This window comes from Nocardia sp. NBC_01503, from assembly GCF_036327755.1.
GTDB lineage: Bacteria > Actinomycetota > Actinomycetes > Mycobacteriales > Mycobacteriaceae > Nocardia.
Window position 1 is genome coordinate 1011624 of record NZ_CP109596.1, and the last position, 17423, is coordinate 1029046.

General features: G+C 66.0%; 14 protein-coding genes and 1 pseudogene. 3 read left to right on the plus strand and 12 right to left on the minus strand.

The window, feature by feature from the left end:
* The first annotated feature begins 14 nt into the window (after nt 1-14).
* Entirely contained in the window at nt 15-1439 is a 1425-nt protein-coding gene (locus OHB26_RS04735) for a WGR domain-containing protein (RefSeq protein ID WP_330183017.1), read from the plus strand.
* A 36-nt stretch (nt 1440-1475) separates the two neighbouring features.
* Here the strand turns inward: OHB26_RS04735 and OHB26_RS04740 are convergent, their stop codons facing one another.
* The 3 genes and pseudogenes from OHB26_RS04740 to OHB26_RS04750 form a co-directional block, all read right to left on the minus strand.
* Nucleotides 1476-1979: a PaaI family thioesterase gene (locus OHB26_RS04740; protein ID WP_330183018.1), complete on the minus strand. Its 504-nt coding sequence runs from the start codon at nt 1977-1979 to the stop codon at nt 1476-1478.
* A 103-nt stretch (nt 1980-2082) separates the two neighbouring features.
* A pseudogene (locus OHB26_RS04745) lies at nt 2083-3501 on the minus strand (AAA family ATPase); the annotation flags it as partial.
* A gap of 262 nt (nt 3502-3763) precedes the next feature.
* On the minus strand, nt 3764-3994 hold the full coding sequence (locus tag OHB26_RS04750; protein WP_330183019.1) for a hypothetical protein: 231 nt from the start codon (nt 3992-3994) through the stop codon (nt 3764-3766).
* A gap of 203 nt (nt 3995-4197) precedes the next feature.
* Here OHB26_RS04750 and OHB26_RS04755 point away from each other — a divergent pair, with 203 nt between their 5' ends.
* A complete protein-coding gene (locus OHB26_RS04755) occupies nt 4198-7743 on the plus strand; it encodes a BTAD domain-containing putative transcriptional regulator (protein WP_330183020.1) in 3546 nt (1181 codons plus the stop codon).
* 77 nt (nt 7744-7820) lie between these two features.
* On the opposite strand, the gene OHB26_RS04760 is transcribed toward OHB26_RS04755, so the two are convergent.
* The 3 genes from OHB26_RS04760 to OHB26_RS04770 form a co-directional block, all read right to left on the minus strand.
* The gene (locus OHB26_RS04760; protein WP_153807735.1) at nt 7821-8165 is read right to left on the minus strand and encodes a histone-like nucleoid-structuring protein Lsr2; all 345 of its coding nucleotides are present in this window, start codon (nt 8163-8165) and stop codon (nt 7821-7823) included.
* Between the two features lie 134 nt (nt 8166-8299).
* Nucleotides 8300-8713 (minus strand): Rv3235 family protein, encoded by a 414-nt coding sequence (locus OHB26_RS04765; protein ID WP_330183021.1) that lies wholly within the window; start codon nt 8711-8713, stop codon nt 8300-8302.
* Between the two features lie 275 nt (nt 8714-8988).
* Nucleotides 8989-10497 (minus strand): flavin-containing monooxygenase, encoded by a 1509-nt coding sequence (locus tag OHB26_RS04770; protein ID WP_330183022.1) that lies wholly within the window; start codon nt 10495-10497, stop codon nt 8989-8991.
* Between the two features lie 19 nt (nt 10498-10516).
* Here OHB26_RS04770 and OHB26_RS04775 point away from each other — a divergent pair, with 19 nt between their 5' ends.
* Nucleotides 10517-11578, plus strand: a complete 1062-nt coding sequence (locus OHB26_RS04775) for an AraC family transcriptional regulator (RefSeq protein WP_330183023.1) — start codon at nt 10517-10519, stop codon at nt 11576-11578.
* A 365-nt stretch (nt 11579-11943) separates the two neighbouring features.
* Here OHB26_RS04775 and OHB26_RS04780 read toward each other — a convergent pair whose 3' ends face one another.
* From OHB26_RS04780 to OHB26_RS04805, 6 genes are all read right to left on the minus strand, one after another.
* A complete protein-coding gene (locus OHB26_RS04780; protein ID WP_330183024.1) occupies nt 11944-12753 on the minus strand; it encodes a nuclear transport factor 2 family protein in 810 nt (269 codons plus the stop codon).
* Between the two features lie 75 nt (nt 12754-12828).
* Complete coding sequence (locus OHB26_RS04785; protein ID WP_330183025.1) at nt 12829-12951, minus strand: hypothetical protein; 123 nt, start codon at nt 12949-12951, stop codon at nt 12829-12831.
* Between the two features lie 8 nt (nt 12952-12959).
* Nucleotides 12960-14312 carry a lipase family protein gene (locus OHB26_RS04790; RefSeq protein ID WP_442942984.1) on the minus strand — a complete coding sequence of 451 codons (1353 nt, stop codon included), beginning with the start codon at nt 14310-14312 and terminating at the stop codon, nt 12960-12962.
* A gap of 130 nt (nt 14313-14442) precedes the next feature.
* Complete coding sequence (locus OHB26_RS04795; RefSeq protein WP_330183027.1) at nt 14443-15063, minus strand: hypothetical protein; 621 nt, start codon at nt 15061-15063, stop codon at nt 14443-14445.
* A 23-nt stretch (nt 15064-15086) separates the two neighbouring features.
* Nucleotides 15087-16043 (minus strand): MlaD family protein, encoded by a 957-nt coding sequence (locus OHB26_RS04800; RefSeq protein ID WP_330183028.1) that lies wholly within the window; start codon nt 16041-16043, stop codon nt 15087-15089.
* A complete protein-coding gene (locus tag OHB26_RS04805; protein ID WP_330183029.1) occupies nt 16040-17101 on the minus strand; it encodes an MlaD family protein in 1062 nt (353 codons plus the stop codon). Before OHB26_RS04805 ends, OHB26_RS04800 begins: the two co-directional genes overlap by 4 nt.
* Nucleotides 17102-17423 lie beyond the last annotated feature (322 nt).

Here is a 17423-nt window from a genome sequence, read left to right on the forward strand (position 1 = left end):
TTGGAGCGGGGCGCATGACCACCGGGGAAACCACCTATCTCGAATTGTCGCAGGACAGCGGTTCGGCACATAAGTTCTACGAGGTCGTCGTCGCGGGCACGCAGGTGACCATTCGCTACGGCCGGATCGGGGAGTCCGGGCAGGTCAAGGTGAGTTCCTTTGCCAGCGTGGACAAAGCGCGCGCGGCCGCCGCCAAGAAGGTGGGCGAGAAGGTGCGCAAGGGCTACGCACCCGCCGTCATGGGTGTGCGCGGTAAGCGACCGGTCACCCGGCGCGCCATCGTCTCCCAGCGCTCCACCGCGAAATCGGCCCCGGTGCTGTGGACCTTCGACTCCGGCGCGGCGGCGTTCGGCATCTTCGTCGACGAGCGGCGCTGCTGGGTCGGCAATGAGAGCGGCGATGTCTTCACGCTCACCCCCGGCGGCGAGGTGACCGGCCGCTTCCGCCTCCCCGATGCGGTGAAATGCATTGTGGCCGATGACTTCTGGATCTACGCGGGCTGCGATGACGGCCGCGTCTACGATCTGTCGGGCAAGGTGCCGCGCGCCGCCTACGATATCGCCGCCAATGTCGATATCTACTGGCTCGATATTCACGACGGCATTCTCGGCGTCTCCGATCGCGAGGGCGGGCTCACCGTCATCGACCATGAGGAGGAGTCGCTGTGGACGCGGCGCAGCACCGGCAACTCGGGCTGGATGGTGCGCATCGACAATGACGGTGTGTACCACGGCCATTCGGACGGCGTCACCAAATACGACCTGGACAGCGGCGTCAACCAGTGGCACGTGCGGACCGGCGGCGCGGTACTGTTCGGCTGGCAGGAGGCCGAGTCGGTGTACGCGGGCACCAGCCATAATCAGGTGCGCATGGTCGCCAAGAACGGGCAGGCCGATCGCGCCTACCAGTGCGATGCGTCGGTATTCTCCTGCGCCACTTCACCGGATGGCCGCTATGTCTTCGCCGGCGACAACTACTCCTCGGTGTACTGCTTCGACTCCACTGGCCAGCGGCTGTGGAAGCTCGCCACCGGCTGCGGTTCGGCGTATTCGATGCAGTATCACGACGAGAAGCTGTACCTGGTCACCACCAACGGTTCGCTGGCCTGTCTGGATGTGAGCGAGGCCGCCATCCACGATGCGGAGCAGGGGGTACTGCCGCAGACGCTTTCGGTGAAGGCGCCCGAGATGTCGGCCGTAACCCCGAGTGCCACAGTCGAAGTGGCGGTGGACGCGGGCAATGGCATTGTCGTGGAATGCGTCAACGACGGCGGTAACCTGCGCGTGCACGTGGTCTCCCCCGGCTATCAGCGCGGCTGGAATGTGCAGTTCCCGCGCGAGATTCGCCAGGCGGGGGCGCGATACGTGGTCGACGCGGTCTCGGAGTCGGCACGCGGCGGCTTCTATCGCGTGCGCGGCGATATCCGCCGACTGCGCTGACTCGCGCCGAATTCCGTCGCGTCCCCGTGGCTCCGGTCAGATACCGATGCTGAAAAGCTCGCCCGGGGTCGCGCCCAGTGCGACGAAATGCTGCTGCGGAACCTCGACGAAGATCGCGCGACTGGTGGCGATGACGGTATCGCCATCGGTCAGCACCGCATCGATGAAGAGTTTGCGACCCTCCCGCGCGCTGAGCTGAGATGTGACGATCAGTTCTCTGCCCAGGCGGGCGGGCGCCTTGAAGTTCACATCGAGATTCACGGTCACCGCGGGCCGCCGCAGCGGCATCAGAATGGCCCCGGAGGCTTCATCGAGGGCGGCGGCGACAATGCCGCCGTGCGCCACCCCGGGCGCGCCCTGATGCCGCTCATCCATGGTGAAAGCGCCGCGCACGGTGTCTCCGCGGCGTTCGAACACAATACGCGGCGAGGACGGATTCGAGGGGCCGCAGCCGAAACACCCGGGGTGATGCGGCGGGAACGGCCCCTGCGCGAAGAGCTCCCCGAGCGGCAGCGGCGCCGATTCGCGATCGTGTTCCATCTCCCGAAGTTAACCCACATTCGTTAGCAAAGCGAGAAGTGGGAGAGTCGCGACAAAAGCGCCGCGCCGGGAGTGGACCCGGCGCGGCGCTGTCCGTGGGCGGCTAGTGCTTGGACTTGCCCGCACCGGCCTTGCCGCGTCCCGTTTTGGCGGGCGCGGTACCGGCCGGGATATTGATGGTGGCGTCCGCGCCTTTCTTACCGGAAGCCTTGCGGTGCAACGCCTCTATGAGCAGACCGTTCTCATCGGCGTCGATGCGCACGGTATCGCCCGGAGCCAGCGCGCCGTCCAGGATCTTCTTCGACAGGGCATTGTCCAACTGCTTCTGCACGGTCCGGCGCAGCGGGCGCGCACCGAACTCGGGTTGATACCCGGTATCGGCGAGCCAATCGGTGGCCTTGTCCGAGACATCGAGGGCGATGTCCTGTGCGCGCAGGCGGCGACGGGTGCCATCCAGCACCAGATCCACGATATCGCGCAGTTGATCGCGGTCCAGGCGATGGAAGACGATCTGCTCATCGAGCCGATTGAGGAACTCGGGCCGGAAATGCTTGCGCAGCCGATCCTCCAGCTGCGGTGTAATCGATTCCAGGTCACCGTCTTCGGCGGACAGGATGATGTCCGAGCCGATATTGCTGGTCAGAATGACAATGGTGTTCTTGAAGTCGACCGTGCGGCCCTTGGAGTCGGTGACCCGGCCGTCGTCCAAAAGTTGCAGCAGCACATTGAACACATCCGGGTGCGCCTTCTCCACCTCGTCGAACAGGATCACCGAATACGGTTGGCGGCGAACCTTATCGGTGAGCTGCGCGGCATCGTCGTAGCCCACGTATCCGGGCGGTGCGCCGACCAGCCGGGAGACCGTGTGCTTCTCCTGGAATTCGCTCATATCGAAGCGGATCAGCCGGTCCTCGTCACCGAATACCGCCTGCGCCAACGCTTTCGCGAGTTCGGTCTTACCGACACCGGTGGGTCCCAGGAACAGGAACGAGCCGATCGGCCGATTCGGATCCTTGAGTCCGGCGCGCGCCCGGCGCACCGCCTCGGCCACCGCGACAATCGCCTCCTCCTGCCCGACGACCCGCTTATGCAGCACCTCTTCGAGTTTCAGCAGTTTCTGCCGCTCCTCGACCGTGAGATCGGTGACCGGAATACCGGTCTGGCGCGAGACCACCTCGGCGATATCGGTGACGGTCACCTGCTGCACCTCGGGTGAGGTGGCACTGTCGGAGCCGGATCCCTTCTCCGCCTTGGCTATTTCGGCCTTGAGCTTATTCGCTTTCTCATAATCCTCGGCGGCGACGGCGGCATCCTTCTCCCTGCGCAGACCCGCGAGCCGCTCCTGACTCTCGCGCGCCTTCGGGTCGAGGGTGCGGGTGCGCAGTCGCACGCGCGCGCCCGCCTGATCGACGAGATCGATGGCCTTGTCCGGCATGAACCGGTCGGTGAGGTACCGATCCGAGAGTTCGGCCGCCGCGATCAGCGCCTCGTCCTCATAGTGCACCCGATGGTGCTCCTCGTACGGCGGCCCGGACTCCGTCCACGACGGATTTGGCGCTCTCGCTCAGCAATCGGGTCAGATCAATGCGCTGGACCGGTGGCTGGGCCGCCATACCGGAGCCGAAGAAGCGCTGGAATATATCGTCGATGGAGTCGAAGGAGTCCCTGGAGCTTGGCCAACCCTGCGTCATGGTCACCTCGTGGAATCGGGGGACTAATGGGGCGAACTCGACTCCACACTAGCGAGCGGGTCCGAAAGGGCAAGGGGCCGTAATGCCTTTGTGTCAGTTCAGTCCGGCACCCACCGGGGCGAATGGCGCGTAATCACGAACGCAGCCCTCGGTCCAATCCCACAGGGATATGGGATCCACCGCTACGCCGCGCTGCAGGATCAGCCGCCAGCCCTCGTCCTGCTTCTCCCAGATATCACCGTCGCGATCGACATAGAAACCGTCGACGGCGGGTTCGATTCCACTCTCTCCGAATCCACTCGGAAAATGCGATTGCTGCGACATGACGAGCACCTCTTCGGTCAGGTTTGGTTCCACCCAAAAGTATCCGGGAGGCCACTTCCGCTGCACTTCCAGAGCGGTTCGGAAGGGTACGGGCATAACTATTCGACAACTATTGTGCAAACTTTTGGCATCTCCGGGTTTTTGCGGGATAGTGCTCTTCTTGCGGCGAACGTCCAGTTTGCTTTCGGGACGAGGAGGGTTCGATGGGCGGGCCGGAGATCAGGGTACTCGGCCAACTGCGCCTCACCCTCGACGGTCGCGAGACCCCACTCGGAACACCCATGCAGCGCGCCGTATTGGGGCGGCTCATCGTGGCTCGCGGCCAGGCCGTCGCGGCGGAGCGGCTGGTGGACGACCTATGGGCGGGAGCGCCGCCACCCAAGGCCACCTCGGTGCTGCAGGTCCATGTGCACAATCTGCGGCGACTGCTCGAACCGGACCGGCCGCGGCGTGCGCCCTCCCGATACCTCGTGTCCGAATCGTCCGGTTATGCGCTGCGAATAGCCGAGAATGCCGTGGACGCATGGCAATTCGAAGAACAGCTGCGCACCTACCAGGAACTCACCGGCAATCCCGAAACCCGGCCGCAACCCGGTGAACGCAGCGCACTGCTCGAAACCGTCCTCGGACAATGGCACGGCCCCGCATTGGAGGCCTTCGCCGATACCGAATGGGCCACCGCGGAGGCGGATCGACTCACCGACTTATGGCTCACCGCAGTGGAACTCAACGCACAGGCCAAACTCGAAGTCGGGCGTTCCGGGGAGGTGGTGATCGAACTGCGCGCACTCTTCGACGAACATCCCGGGCGTGAGGAACTGGTACGGATGCTCGCCACCGCGCAATACCAACTCGGTCAGCAATTGGAGGCGCTCACCACAATTCGACGCTCCCGTGAATTCCTGAGCGCGGAATTCGGCGTCGATCCCGGACCTGGATTGCGGCACCTCGAGACCGCCATCCTCACCCACTCCACCGAATTGGCGGTACCCGGCGGACTGCCCGCCGTCACCGAATCCCCCGCACCCGCCGAACATTTCACCGAAACCCCCGCCGGCACCGGATACTCCGCCGAACTCTCCGATCTGCTCACCCTCGCCGAGGTCGCCCGCACCGGCCGATTGCGCCTGGCCTGGATCTCGGGTGAGGCCGGGATGGGCAAGACGGCGCTGAGCGAAACCGTCCTGGCGGCCCTGACCGCCACCGGCTGGACCGTGGCCACCGGCAACTGCCTCGATATCGACGGTGCCCCGGCGGCCTGGCCCTGGACCGAGATCTACGGCAACTTGGAACCGACCGCGGCGGTGGCCTTTCCGTCCGGCGGCGAGCCGGATCCATTCACGCTGTCGCGGAAGCTGGCACAGGCATGTCGGCGCGCGGCGGTCTCCGCGCCGGTGGCAATCCTGCTGGAGGATGTGCACCGGGCCGATACCGCCACCCTGCAGGTGCTGCGGCAACTGATCAACTGGCTGCGGGATGAACCCGTACTGATCCTGGCGACCACGCGCCGCTCGGAGGCCGGGCGCGGGGTACGCGATACCGCTGCCGCACTGGCACAGTACGCGGCCACCCACCTGGAGTTGACCGGGTTGGACGCGGCCGGGACACGGCAGGTGGCCGAGGCTGCGGGGCTCACGCCGATCGGCTCGGAGCTGCTCGCCCAGCTGCACGAACGCACCGGCGGTAACCCGCTCTTCGTCCGGGAGCTGGCCAAGCTACTGGCCGCGCACGGCACCCTGGAGCAGGTGCCGGAGTCCATTCGGGAGCTAATCGACAATCGCACCGCACGGCTGCCGAACGGGGTTGCCGAAGTGCTGCAGTATATTTCGATCTGGGGCAGCGGAGTCGAACTCGGAATTCTGCGGCTGGCCACGGGGCTGCCGGAGGAGGGACTCATCGACCTGATCGCCGCCGCGGAGGCCGCCGGACTGGTCCGCAGCGCGGGTGGCGGCCGGATCCGCTTCGAACACGATCTGGTCCGCGATGCGGTCCAGCTCGGCATCCCGCCGCTGCGCCGCAGCCGAATGCACTGGGCCGCACTGGAACTGCTGCGCGAAAACGCCGACTCCTATCCGGTACTGGCTCGCGACCCGGATATCTTGGCCCGGCATGCCATTCGCGGTGCGAGCGCCGAAACCGCCAGGGCGGCAATCACATACGTGCGCACCGCCGCTGAACGCCGAATGGCCCGCCGCGATCGCAATGCCTCGGTACGGCTGCTGCGCGCCGCCGTGGAGTTGCACGACCTGGCGGGCGATACCGCCGATCACGCCGAGCACGACGATCGCATAGCCCTGCTGGACACCCGCTGCGCGTTGGTCACCGCCCTCGGCTACGACAATCAACACCGCGCGGCCCGCGCCGAACGATTACGCGCCCTGGCCCTGGCCGAAGACCTCGACAATGAGCGGTTGCGCACCCGATCCCGCACCGCCGCCGCGATATTCGACGACTTCCGGTTCCGCACCCGGGCGCTCACCTGCTGGCGGGCCCCGGTCATCTGGGCGATCCGAGAATGGCGGACCCCCGACCATCGCATCCGGCGCGCCCTGTCCCGAGCCCTCGCCGCCTACGACCCGTCCGGCCCACCGACCCCGTCGACCCCGCTCGGCCCGTCGACCCTGCCAGGCCGGCCCACCCCGCTCGGCCCACTCGAACCGCTCGCTCCGCCCGACGTGTTCGCTCCGCCTCCCCTGCCCGGTCGGGCGGCCCCGGCCGGCGCGTCCGGCTCGAATCCCACCGAAAGTGCCTCCCCGCGAAGCGAAATGGACGAGGCGTCCGATGCGGCACGAATTCGGCTGCTGGTCGCGGCGAGCTTCGAGGCGGGGTTGGAGGAGTACGACGACGAGCAGGCCATGGCGCGGCAGGCACTGGGCCTGGCGCGAACGCACGGGGATGCCGAATCACTCTGTGCGGCAATCAATGCCGTGACCTACCTGACCTTCGACTTCGGTCCCGAATTCGTGGCGCTGACCGCGGAGTTGGAGCGGGTCGCCGCACAGGCCGGGCTGGCCGAGTATCAGGCGCTGGCGCATTTCATGGCGTATCGGGCGGCGGTGGCGCACGGGGATCTGCGCGAGGCGGCCCGGCGGGTGGCGCAGGCGGTGGAGTATGCCGATGAGGGACAGTTGCAACCGCTGTTGGATCTGGTCAGCTGCTTCGCCGCCACCATGGAGCTGCTGCGCGGTGAGGTGGAGCCCGCCGAGCGGCTGTACGAGCAGTTCGGCAGGCGGATAACGCGTTCCGGAATCGCCAACGCCGCGGAGGCGAAGCTGTTCTGCGCACTCGGAACCGGTTGGGCGCGTGGTGATCTGGCGGTTCTGGCGGCCCGGCTCGGGGAGATCTACACGCTGTTGCCGGGCCCCTTCGGGCAGGCGTACGCGCTGGCGCTGATCCACGCCGGGGAGCACGGACGGGCTCGGGAGATCTACGACGAGACCGCCGGGGTGCGTGAGGAGATGTATCCGGTGCTCATGTCGGCGCTGCGGGCGCGCACCGCCATCGCACTCGGCGAATCGGACGATATTCGTACGCTCTATGAATACCTTTTGCCGCATTCGGGCAGCATCATCGGCAGTGAAACCGGTATGACCGCTTTCGGACCGCTCGATACCGTGCTCGCCGCGCTCGCCGACGCACTCGGTGATACCGATGTGGCGGCCGCGCATCGCGAGAGCGCCCGCCGGCAACTGGAGCGAATCCGAACGGAACTGCCGATAGCCGGAAATTCGCTGTTGCGCGCCGCCTGATAAAAGACAACAGCCGGCAACCTCACGGTCACCGGCTGCCGCCGAATTCCCCTACGGGCAGGTGTTGATCGCCCGCTTTACTTCGTACGCTGGTACGCCTCGACGATCTCGGCCGGAATACGACCGCGCGAGGAGACCTGATGGCCCTGAGCGCGCGCCCATTCCCGGATCGCGGTGCTCTCCTCCCGGTCCACAGCCGGTCGGGTACGGCCGTTGGCGGCCGTAACCTTGCGCTGCTTGGAACGACCGACCTTGCGGGCCTTCTCGGTCCAGGGCTCGAGAGACTCCCGCAGCTTGCCGGCATTCTTGATCGACAGATCGATCTCGTAGTCCATGCCGTCGATCGAGAAAAAGACTGTCTCGTCGGCCTTCGATTCGCCGTCGTAGTCGTCAACCAGAGTTACGGTGACTTTCTTCGCCATGGACTGCCCTTCCACGTAGAGGTGCCGCTATTCGCCGAAATGCTAATGCCGCGGCGAGGTAGTTTCAAACCAGGCGCGAATGGTATTCGGTGAGCTCAGACTATTCTGCTATTACCGCGGAGACCATCCGGTCTTCAGCACACCCGGAAAACGGTCAAGCGCCACCCGGAACGACCGCGGACAATGCGGGCGGCAAGTGCGAAATGTCGCGTTCCCCGGTCGTATCCGGCACACACTTCCGCCGCCTTCGAATCAGTCATGATCACATCGATCCTGGTGAGCGTGGCGGCCCCGAACTCGCAGCCCGGGGCCTGTCCGTACTCGGCCAAAGTGCGCAGCGCGGCGATCACGCTCGACTCCGCGAGCGGGCGCAGTTGTACCGGCGAGCGCCGCCCGTCGAGCACCTCCAGCGCCAACCGCAGTGCCACCCCGGCGAATTGCAGCGGCGTATCGACTTCGTCACACCCCCTCGATTTCGCAGCGTGCGAAGCCTGTAATACCCGTTGTAGCGCAACGGTTCCGGTACGCCGCTCGGCCGCATTACGCATGACGTGATTGCGACAGGACGGCGGTCTCGAGTGCGCCGTTGATTGCGCCGGAACGGGTGCGGACGGGCGCACCCAGCGAAAACGGGTGCGGCGGCACGGGGCGATCGGCGGCTCCGAATCCGGTGCGGACAGTACGAATCCAGCCTCGAATACCATCACCCTCCCTCACCGTGGCCACCGGTTGCCCGAACGTTACCGCCAGCCTGACAGGCGGTTTCACGTTCGACCAAGGCCGCGGCGAACCTCGCGCACCGACACCCGGAGTGTCGGGCTGGCTACCGAGGCAAGGCGACCGTTTCGAGCTTCTCGGTCACCGGGACCGGGCGCAGCGTCTTGCGCAGATCCGTGCGCAGCGTGGTCGCCGAATCCAGCAGATAGTTCTGCCGCACCTGCCACGGATGCCGATCACCCTGACGCGGGAACTCCGCGATCGAGCGCTGCACATAGCCCGACGCCAGATCCAGCAGCGGTCGCTCACCGAGGGTGCGCTCGGGCCGCGGGACGACCGCCGAATAGCCGTTGCGGTCCATATAACCGAGCACCTTGCACACCAGTCGCGAGGTCAGGTCGGCGCGCAGGGTCCACGAGGCATTGGTGTACCCGATGCAGACCGCGAAATTCGGGACGCCGGTCATCATGGTGCCCTGCCAGACGAACTGCTCGGACAGATCCACCGGTGTGCCGTCCACGGTCAGCCCGATACCACCGAAGGCCAGCAGCTGCAATCCGGTCGCGGTAATGACGACATCGGCCTCCAGCACCCGGCCGGACTTCAGCCGAATACCTTCGGGCACAAAGGTTTCGATGTGATCGGTGACCACCTCTGCCTTACCCTTGCGCATCGCCTTGAAGAAGTCGGCGTCCGGCACCGCGCAGAGTCGCTGATCCCACGGGTTGTAGTCGGGCGTGAAATGTTCGGCGACCAGACTCTCATCCTTGAGGATGCGGCTGGTCAGGCCGGTCAGCATCTTGCGCGCGGCCTCGGGCCGACGGCGGCAGTACTGGTAGAAGCCGACATTGAACAGAATGTTCTTGGTGCGGATCACCCGGTGCGCCAACTCCGGCGGCAGCAGTTCGCGCAGTCGATCGGCGATCTTGTCCCGGCCGGGGACCGCGGAGATCCAGGTGGGGCTGCGCTGCAGCATGGTGACCCGCTCGGCCTGTTCGGCCATGGCGGGCACCAGTGTCACCGCGGTCGCGCCACTGCCGATGACCACGACCTTCTTACCCGTGTAATCCAGGTCCTCCGGCCAGAATTGGGGATGTACGACGGTTCCGGTGAAGTCGCCGATGCCGGGGAATTCGGGTTCGTAACCGTGGTCGTAGTTGTAGTAGCCCGCGCAGGAGTAGAGGAATCCACAGGTGAGGGCGCGCTGCTCGACCGTGTCGCCGGTACGCGCCTCGAGCGTCAGCCGCCACTGCGATGCGGCGCTGTCCCATTCCGCCGCAACGACTTTGGTGCCGAAGCGAATGTGCTTGTCGATACCGTTCTCGGCGGCCGTCTCCTCGATGTACCGCAGGATGGACGGTCCGTCGGCAATGGATTTGGCATCGCGCCAGGGCTTGAACGGATAGCCGAGGGTGAACATATCGCTATCCGAGCGCACGCCGGGATAGCGGAACAGATCCCAGGTGCCGCCCAGGGCCGCGCGGGATTCGAGGATGGCGTAGCTGCGGCCGGGATGTTCGGCCCGCAATCGATACGCCGCGCCGATACCGGAGAGTCCGGCTCCGACGATCACGACGTCTAGGTGCTCGACAGGGCTGGAGGTCGCGGCGCTCATAACCTCCAGTCTGCGTCGGGTGGGCACGGCCTTCTTGACTCTGCGCGACAAGTATTTGATTCTGGACGACATGTCGGTCATTCGATCCGCCGGATTGCGCGGGTTCCGGGCCACCGTCGCCGAGCTCGGCGGTGATGCCGAGGAGCTCGCCACGCTCTGCGGACTCCCCCTCGAGGCGCTCGACACCGATGATCTGCTCGTGCCCGACCAAGCGGTGGGCGCGGCCCTCGAACTCGCCGCGCATCGACTGAACTGTCCGGATCTGGGTCTGCGCATGTCACGCCGACAGGATCTGGACATGCTCGGGCCACTCGCACTGGCCATTCGCAACTCGCCGACCCTGGCGGATGTCCTGGAGTGCACCTCGCGGTATCTGTTCGTGCACGCGCGGTCGCTGAGCCTGACCATGGGACCGGACCCGTACGGCGATCGCGGGGTGATCGCCCTGCGCTACGGCGTCACCGCGCCCGGGCTCCCGACACCGGTACAGGGCACCGATGTCGGATTGGCATTCGTACACCGCGCGATTCAACGGCTCGCCGAGGAGAAGTACGGCCTGCGCTCGGTGGAGCTGCCGTATCGACCGGCCGCGCCGATTCAGGTGTACGAGGAATTCTTCGGCGCCCCAGTGCGAATCGAGCGTCCGGTTGCCCTGCTGCGAGTGCCGAGCGCGCTGGCCAATCGGCCGCTCTCGGGTGGAGACGAGAATCTGCATCGCCTCGCCATGGCGTTTCTGGCAGAGCAATCCGGCGGGGCGTCGACGGCGCTGACCCCGCAGGTGCGCATCACCCTGCAGAAACTGCTCGGCACCGCCGCACCCGAAATCGGCGCTGTCGCACGGCTGCTCACCATTCATCCGCGCACACTGCAACGGCGGCTGGCGGCCGAGGGCACCAGCTTCGCCGCGCTACTGGACGAGGTCCGCCGCACCGAGGCACGCCGCTATCTCACCACCACCGATATGCCGATGAGTCAGGTGGCCTCACTGGTCGGGCTCTCCGAACAATCCACCTTCACCCGCTGCTGCCAGCGCTGGTGGGGCACAACACCATCCGCCGTGCGGCGCGGTAAACCGGTGTGAAGCGACTCCAGTTCGCCTGCACGCATTGGTAAATCACGCAATGTGAACCAGGCAATTCTCGCAATCAGTTTGCGATCTTGCCGCGTGTCCTGCGGGCGCGCCCGCGTCGGCGCGCGCAGGATGAAGTGGTGATAGCCGAATGCCCTTCCTGCGCTTGGCCCTCCCCCACGCCCGTCTCCTCGCACCGCTCGGTGCAGTACCTACGGTGCGTCTGCGGACAGTGGATGATCGCCGTACACGGGAAGGTGGTGGGCTCGGCCGGCGGCAGTAACTTCAGCCGGACCGATCCACTCACCCAGATTGTCGGCCTACGGGATTGACCCCCGCCGCAGCGGAGCCCGCACCCGTGCGGTGATCGCGCGGGCTCAGCTGCGTGCGGGTACGAAGACGCGCACGGCCTCGATCCGCGCGCCACGCTCGGTGAAGTCGAGCTGCGCGATACCGCGCCCGTCACGGGTCTCCACCGAGACGGTGACGGTGCGGCCCGCCGCGATGGGCTTGCTCCAGCGCAAACCCTTCGCACGAACGATGAAGTCCTCCAGCGACATTCGCTCGTCCTCGGCCCAGGACAGCCGGGGCACCGGAGCCAGCGCCGCGTGTGCGCCCGCCGATTCACCGCGGCCCGCCGCGTCCAGCAGTCGTCCGGCCGCCTGCTTACCGGCAGGGCCGACGCTACGCATACCCTTCATGAAACCCATTGCGCCGCCGATACCCTGGTTGCCGAGCAGCTGCGGGCCGAGTTTCGCGCCCGCCAGCAGGCCCTGCGCACCCGAACCCATGAGCTGGGCGATCATCCCGGGCAGCTCCCAATGCGCGCGCAGCGCTTGGACTTTCAGCTCACCGTCGACCTCGGAGAGGTCGTAACGCAGATGCATGGGCACGTGCAGGGTGACACCGGTCGACATGGTGGTGGCAATACTGAGATCGCGGAAGACCGTCATACCGGAGACCACATCGTGCTCGACATCGAAGGCGATGCCATTGGGCGCGATGAAGGTCTCGTAGAAGCGCTCGATGGCGGCGCGGCCGATATGCGGGCGCGAACCGACCGGGTCCTCCACGCTGGCGGAGTCGGCGAAGAGGCCGACCCAGGCGGCGCGGTCGTGCGCCGCCACCGCCCGCGGGGAGGCTTCGACGGTCGCCAGCAGTTCGGCGGCGGTGGGATTCGCGGGCACGGTTCCTCCAGGTGATGAGTAGCGCGCGCGATGATACCGGCCGCCCCGGTTGCCCGTCACGGGAACACCGGTCGGCTACAGCCCCGCCACCCGGGGCAGCAGCTGCTCGGCGACCTGTTCGGTGTAGGCGAGCGTAGGGGCGATCGACTCCGGAGCCGCCGGAGTCGAGAAATTCCAGTGGTGCGGGCCCAGTGCCACGGGCCCTATTATTTTGCGCCGAGCGGCTTTCCGAAGAACGACGCGAACACCTCACCGAAGGTTCCCAGGAGCATGGCCCTGCCGTCCGCGTCCAGCAGCAGGGAACCGGCATCGGCGGTGGAGCAACCCGGTTGCGCCGGAACACCTTCCAGCCGATCCTTCATCCACAGCATGGCCGGGCCGCCGCCGGAGATCTCGGTGACGACGTGTTCGCCGAGGTGCTCGCGGGTGTACTTCACAGTGGCCCCGGGATTCTGACAATAGGTGTCCACCAGCGTATTGACCTGGCCGACCGGAATGATCTCATCCGGATTCGCCTGCCAGATGTACATGGGCATATCCGGAACGGTCTTTCCCATGCGGGTCTTGTCGATGACATCGGCGACGACCGGATCCTGCAACGGATCGCCGGCTGTGTGCAGCATGCCCTTCAAATTCAGGAATGGCAGCAGCGACGAGGTGTACTGCACGCACAGGTTGTTCTTCACCGCGGCCAGGGCCTGCCCCAGCGGATCCATCCGCTCGTTCACGAAACGCGCGAAATCCGGGTATTCCCTGGTCAATCCGAGCACCGCGGCGAAGATCAGGCCGGAGGTGGCCTGACCGTTCGCCACACTCAGCGTCATTCCCAAATCCGCGGGCACACCGCCCTCCGCGGCGCCGACGATATTCAGTTCGGGTGCGTAGGACTGCTTCAACTCCGCGGCGTGGCCGGTGACGATCGCGCCACCGGAGTAGCCGTACATACCGACGCGGGTCCCGGCGGCCAGCCGCATGGGTTCGAAATTCCGCGCCGCGCGAATTCCGTCCAGGGTGATGCGCGCGCCCAAAGGCCCTGCGGCATAAGCCTCGTTCGGGCCCTGATGATCGGGAATCACCACACCCCAGCCCTGCGACAGCGCGCCCTGCGTGATGGCGAATTCGGCGGGTACCACGATCTGGCCGCCGAGCGCGCTCAGCGACCACTGCTGGACCGCGTAGGAGGGTGCGCAGTAGCCCGCGAGGGAGTCCTCGGCGATCTGCATGGAGATCAGCTTGTCCGGGGCGGAGCCACGCGGCTTCAGCACGGTGGCGACGGCCGGAATCGCTTCGTCGCGACTGTTGTTGGAGCGATAGGACAACTGCCAGGCATCCACATTCAGTGGAATCACGCCGAAATTGGCGACATTGACCTGACGAGCGGCAATGAGCTCGCCGGGAGCCTTGCTCGCCACCAACTCGGGGGCGGGACGGTAGAAGGCCGAATCCAATTCCGGCGGAACGGCGATCGCGGGTGCGGGCTGTACCGGCACCGGATCGGCCGCCGCGGTTCCGGTGGCCATGACGGCCGCCGCGACAATACCCGCCAGCGCGACGGCCATTCGGCGCGCGGTCTTCGGCTTGCTCAATTCTCCACCCTCCGAGCCCAATGTGAGACCGCTTCGTCTCACACACTCGGAACTATCGCATGAAAGTGACCTGGATCGCAATCACGCCGGGCAAGATTGGCGGCTACTGCTTGGGCAGCGCCAGATTCATACCGCCCACATCGGCGACCTTCCAGCCATTGCTCGGATCGACCGTCACGTTGTAGGTGACGGTGGTCTGCACACCCTGCGGATTCTGCGCATTGGTGGAGGTGACATTCAGGAAGACATTCACCAGGTAGACGCCGTTCTCATGCGACATCACCTTGGCCGTCACCGGAGTGGCGCTCGAGGTCCACTTCAGCGGGACCAGAATCTCCTGGAGCTTGGCGGCGGTGGCATCGAATTTATCCGCCAGGCGCGGAGTCGTATTGGCCTTGAGCCGCCCGGTCCACGAATTCAGGTCGGAGAAGTTGATATTCGACGCGCCGACCGAATAGTCGGTGGCCACCTGTTCGGCATGCTGAACGGCGGCCGCGGTGGCATCGCGATCGCTGAGCGCGCTACGGCTGTTCATCCACAGCACGCTCACGGTGATGAGCGCGCCGATCAGCAGTACGGCAGCCGTGGCCGTGACCAGGCTGGACAGCTTCAGCGAGACGGTCTTCGGGAGCTCGGGGGCCACCCGGGTCTCGGACTGCTCCGGAGCGGAGACAGCAGCGGCCTCCGCGTCGACTGCCCGCTTCGGCTCGGTGTCCTGCGACATCCGCTTCTCCTTCTTCGGTGGGACTACTTGACGTTGACCTGGACGCGCACGGCGTTATCGCCGGTACTGGCGAGGGCCTGTGCGATCAGGGCGCTGATATCGAGTTGCGGCCCGGTGCCGCGTGCGGCATCGGCCAGCGGCTGCAATTGGGGCGCGAGGGTTTTCAGTTCGGGTCCGGCCTGCCGCAACCAGTCGGCCAACTTGGCCAGGAAGGGTGCCAGACCATTGCTATCCACATAGGACTGCGGTCCGGGCACTCGATCAACGAGCCTACCGACCGCCTCGACGAGGTCATTGAGAGACTGAGCGAACTGTACGAAGGCGGGTGCGGCGGTGGCAGTAGCCTCGCCCATGCCGCTCATGTTCGAGGCCGCAGCCTGGAAACTGTTCAGTAGCTGAGCAATCTTGGGTTCACGGCTCATAATCGCCGACGCCAGCAGATTACCGGCACGGGTGAGCGCGGGCATCGCCGAATCGGTGTCATGGAAGGCCGCGCCGAGGGTGTTGGCCAGTGATGCCGCCACGGTCGGATCGAGCTGATTCATCACCTGATTGACCAGGCGCGCCACCGCCGGAATGGCGAGCGGGGATTTGACCGCCGAGGTGTCCAGGCGCTGCCCGTCCTTCAGATACGGCGCACCACCGGTTTTGGGGCGGATCTCCACATACGGTTCGCCCAGGGCGGAGAGCTGTTCGATGCTGATGACACTGTCGGTCGGCACCCGGCGATCGGCGTCGACGCGGAAGCCGACCTCGACCCCCGCGGCGGTGCTGTCCACCGAGGTGATCTTGCCGACCTTCATACCCGTCAACAGGATCGGCGATCCCACACTCAAACCGCCGGAGTTCGCCAGCACCATGGAGGCGTGCGTGTACTCGGCGAACGGGTCCGCGCGCACCACCCCGAAGGTGAGGTAGCTCGCGCCCACCACGGTGACCGCGGCGATACCGCCGAGCGAGGCCAGCGATCCCCACTTCATCGCACCGCTCCGATCATGCGCAGGGCGGAGAGGATATTCCCCACCTGGTCGTCCTTGGAGACCGAATTCACCTGTACGCCGGTAATATTCACCTTCGGTCCGTGCTCGACGAAGGGAATCAGCTTGTCGCGCAGCAGCGATACCAGCATGGACAGGTTCGAGGGCACCGACAGATCCAGCGGCGAACCCGAGAAAGCCAGGGGCACGAACGCTTTGGCAGCACCATCGGCGGAATTGACCACCGGGGCCAGCCAGGTGAGCGATGAGCCGAGCTGGCCGAGCGCGGCGAAGATCTGGGTAACGCCACGGATCGAATCGGTGATGCCGTTCATGGCATCGACCGACTCCTGGCTGAGCTGATGGTCCAGGAAATCCACGCGATCGTGCAGCACCTGGGCATTGGTGCCCAGACCGTTCAGGAGTGAGTCGACCTGATCCAGATTCGCGGCCAGATCCACGGCATTGCCCGCGGCGTTCCGCGCGATCCGCTTGGTCTCGTTCGGATCGGCAGGAAGTACGGCATTGAAGCGATTGATGATGTCCTGCAACTGATTCACCGCACCGCCCTGGGTGAAGGCGGCCAGCGCGGCCATGGTGTCCTCGAGCTGTACCGGCGGATGCGTGCGCTCCCGCGGAATGGTGCCGTCCGCACGCAGCAGCGAGCCGAAACCATCGGTCGGCGTGGTCAGGGCCAGGTGGATATCACCGAGCACCGTGTTCTGGCGCAGCTCGGCGATGGTGGTCTCGGGCAACTGCACCTTGGCCGAGATATCGGCGTCCACCACCACATACCCGCCGCGGCCACCCGCATGCGCCGAATCCACCACGCGCACACCGGAAACCGTGCCGACCTGGGCGCCATTGGCGATGACCTTGGCGCGCGCGGGCAGATTCAGCACATTGCCGAATTCGATGTGAATGCGATACGTCGGACCGGAGACGGAGGTGCCGGGAACCGGGACCGAAGACGGGTCGAAGGCGCAACCGCCGACACCGGCTACCAAGCCCGCCGCAAGCAACACAGCGCCCACCGCCTGCCCGATCCGCCACCTCGTCATCCCGGCGCGCTTTTGGCCGGGATCCACCTCGCCGCTGTGGATCCCGGCCAAAAGCATGCCGGGATGACGGGGGAAGGTTCGACGGGGTGCTTCCAGGGGGTGGCTCCGGCCGACTGCCCTCGGCACGGAGCCCGCACGCCCGGGGGTCGCTGCCCGGCGTGCGGAACCTGCCCTCATCGCAGATTCCGCAGCCCCGGCAGTAGCTGCGGCCAGCGCAGTCCCTGCTTGCGGTGGGTGTGTCGTCACAGATTGCTCCGGCGTTACTACCCGGTGGGCAAATCGGATCAATCCGGCATCGAACGTGACTTTCCAGAGTCCGATT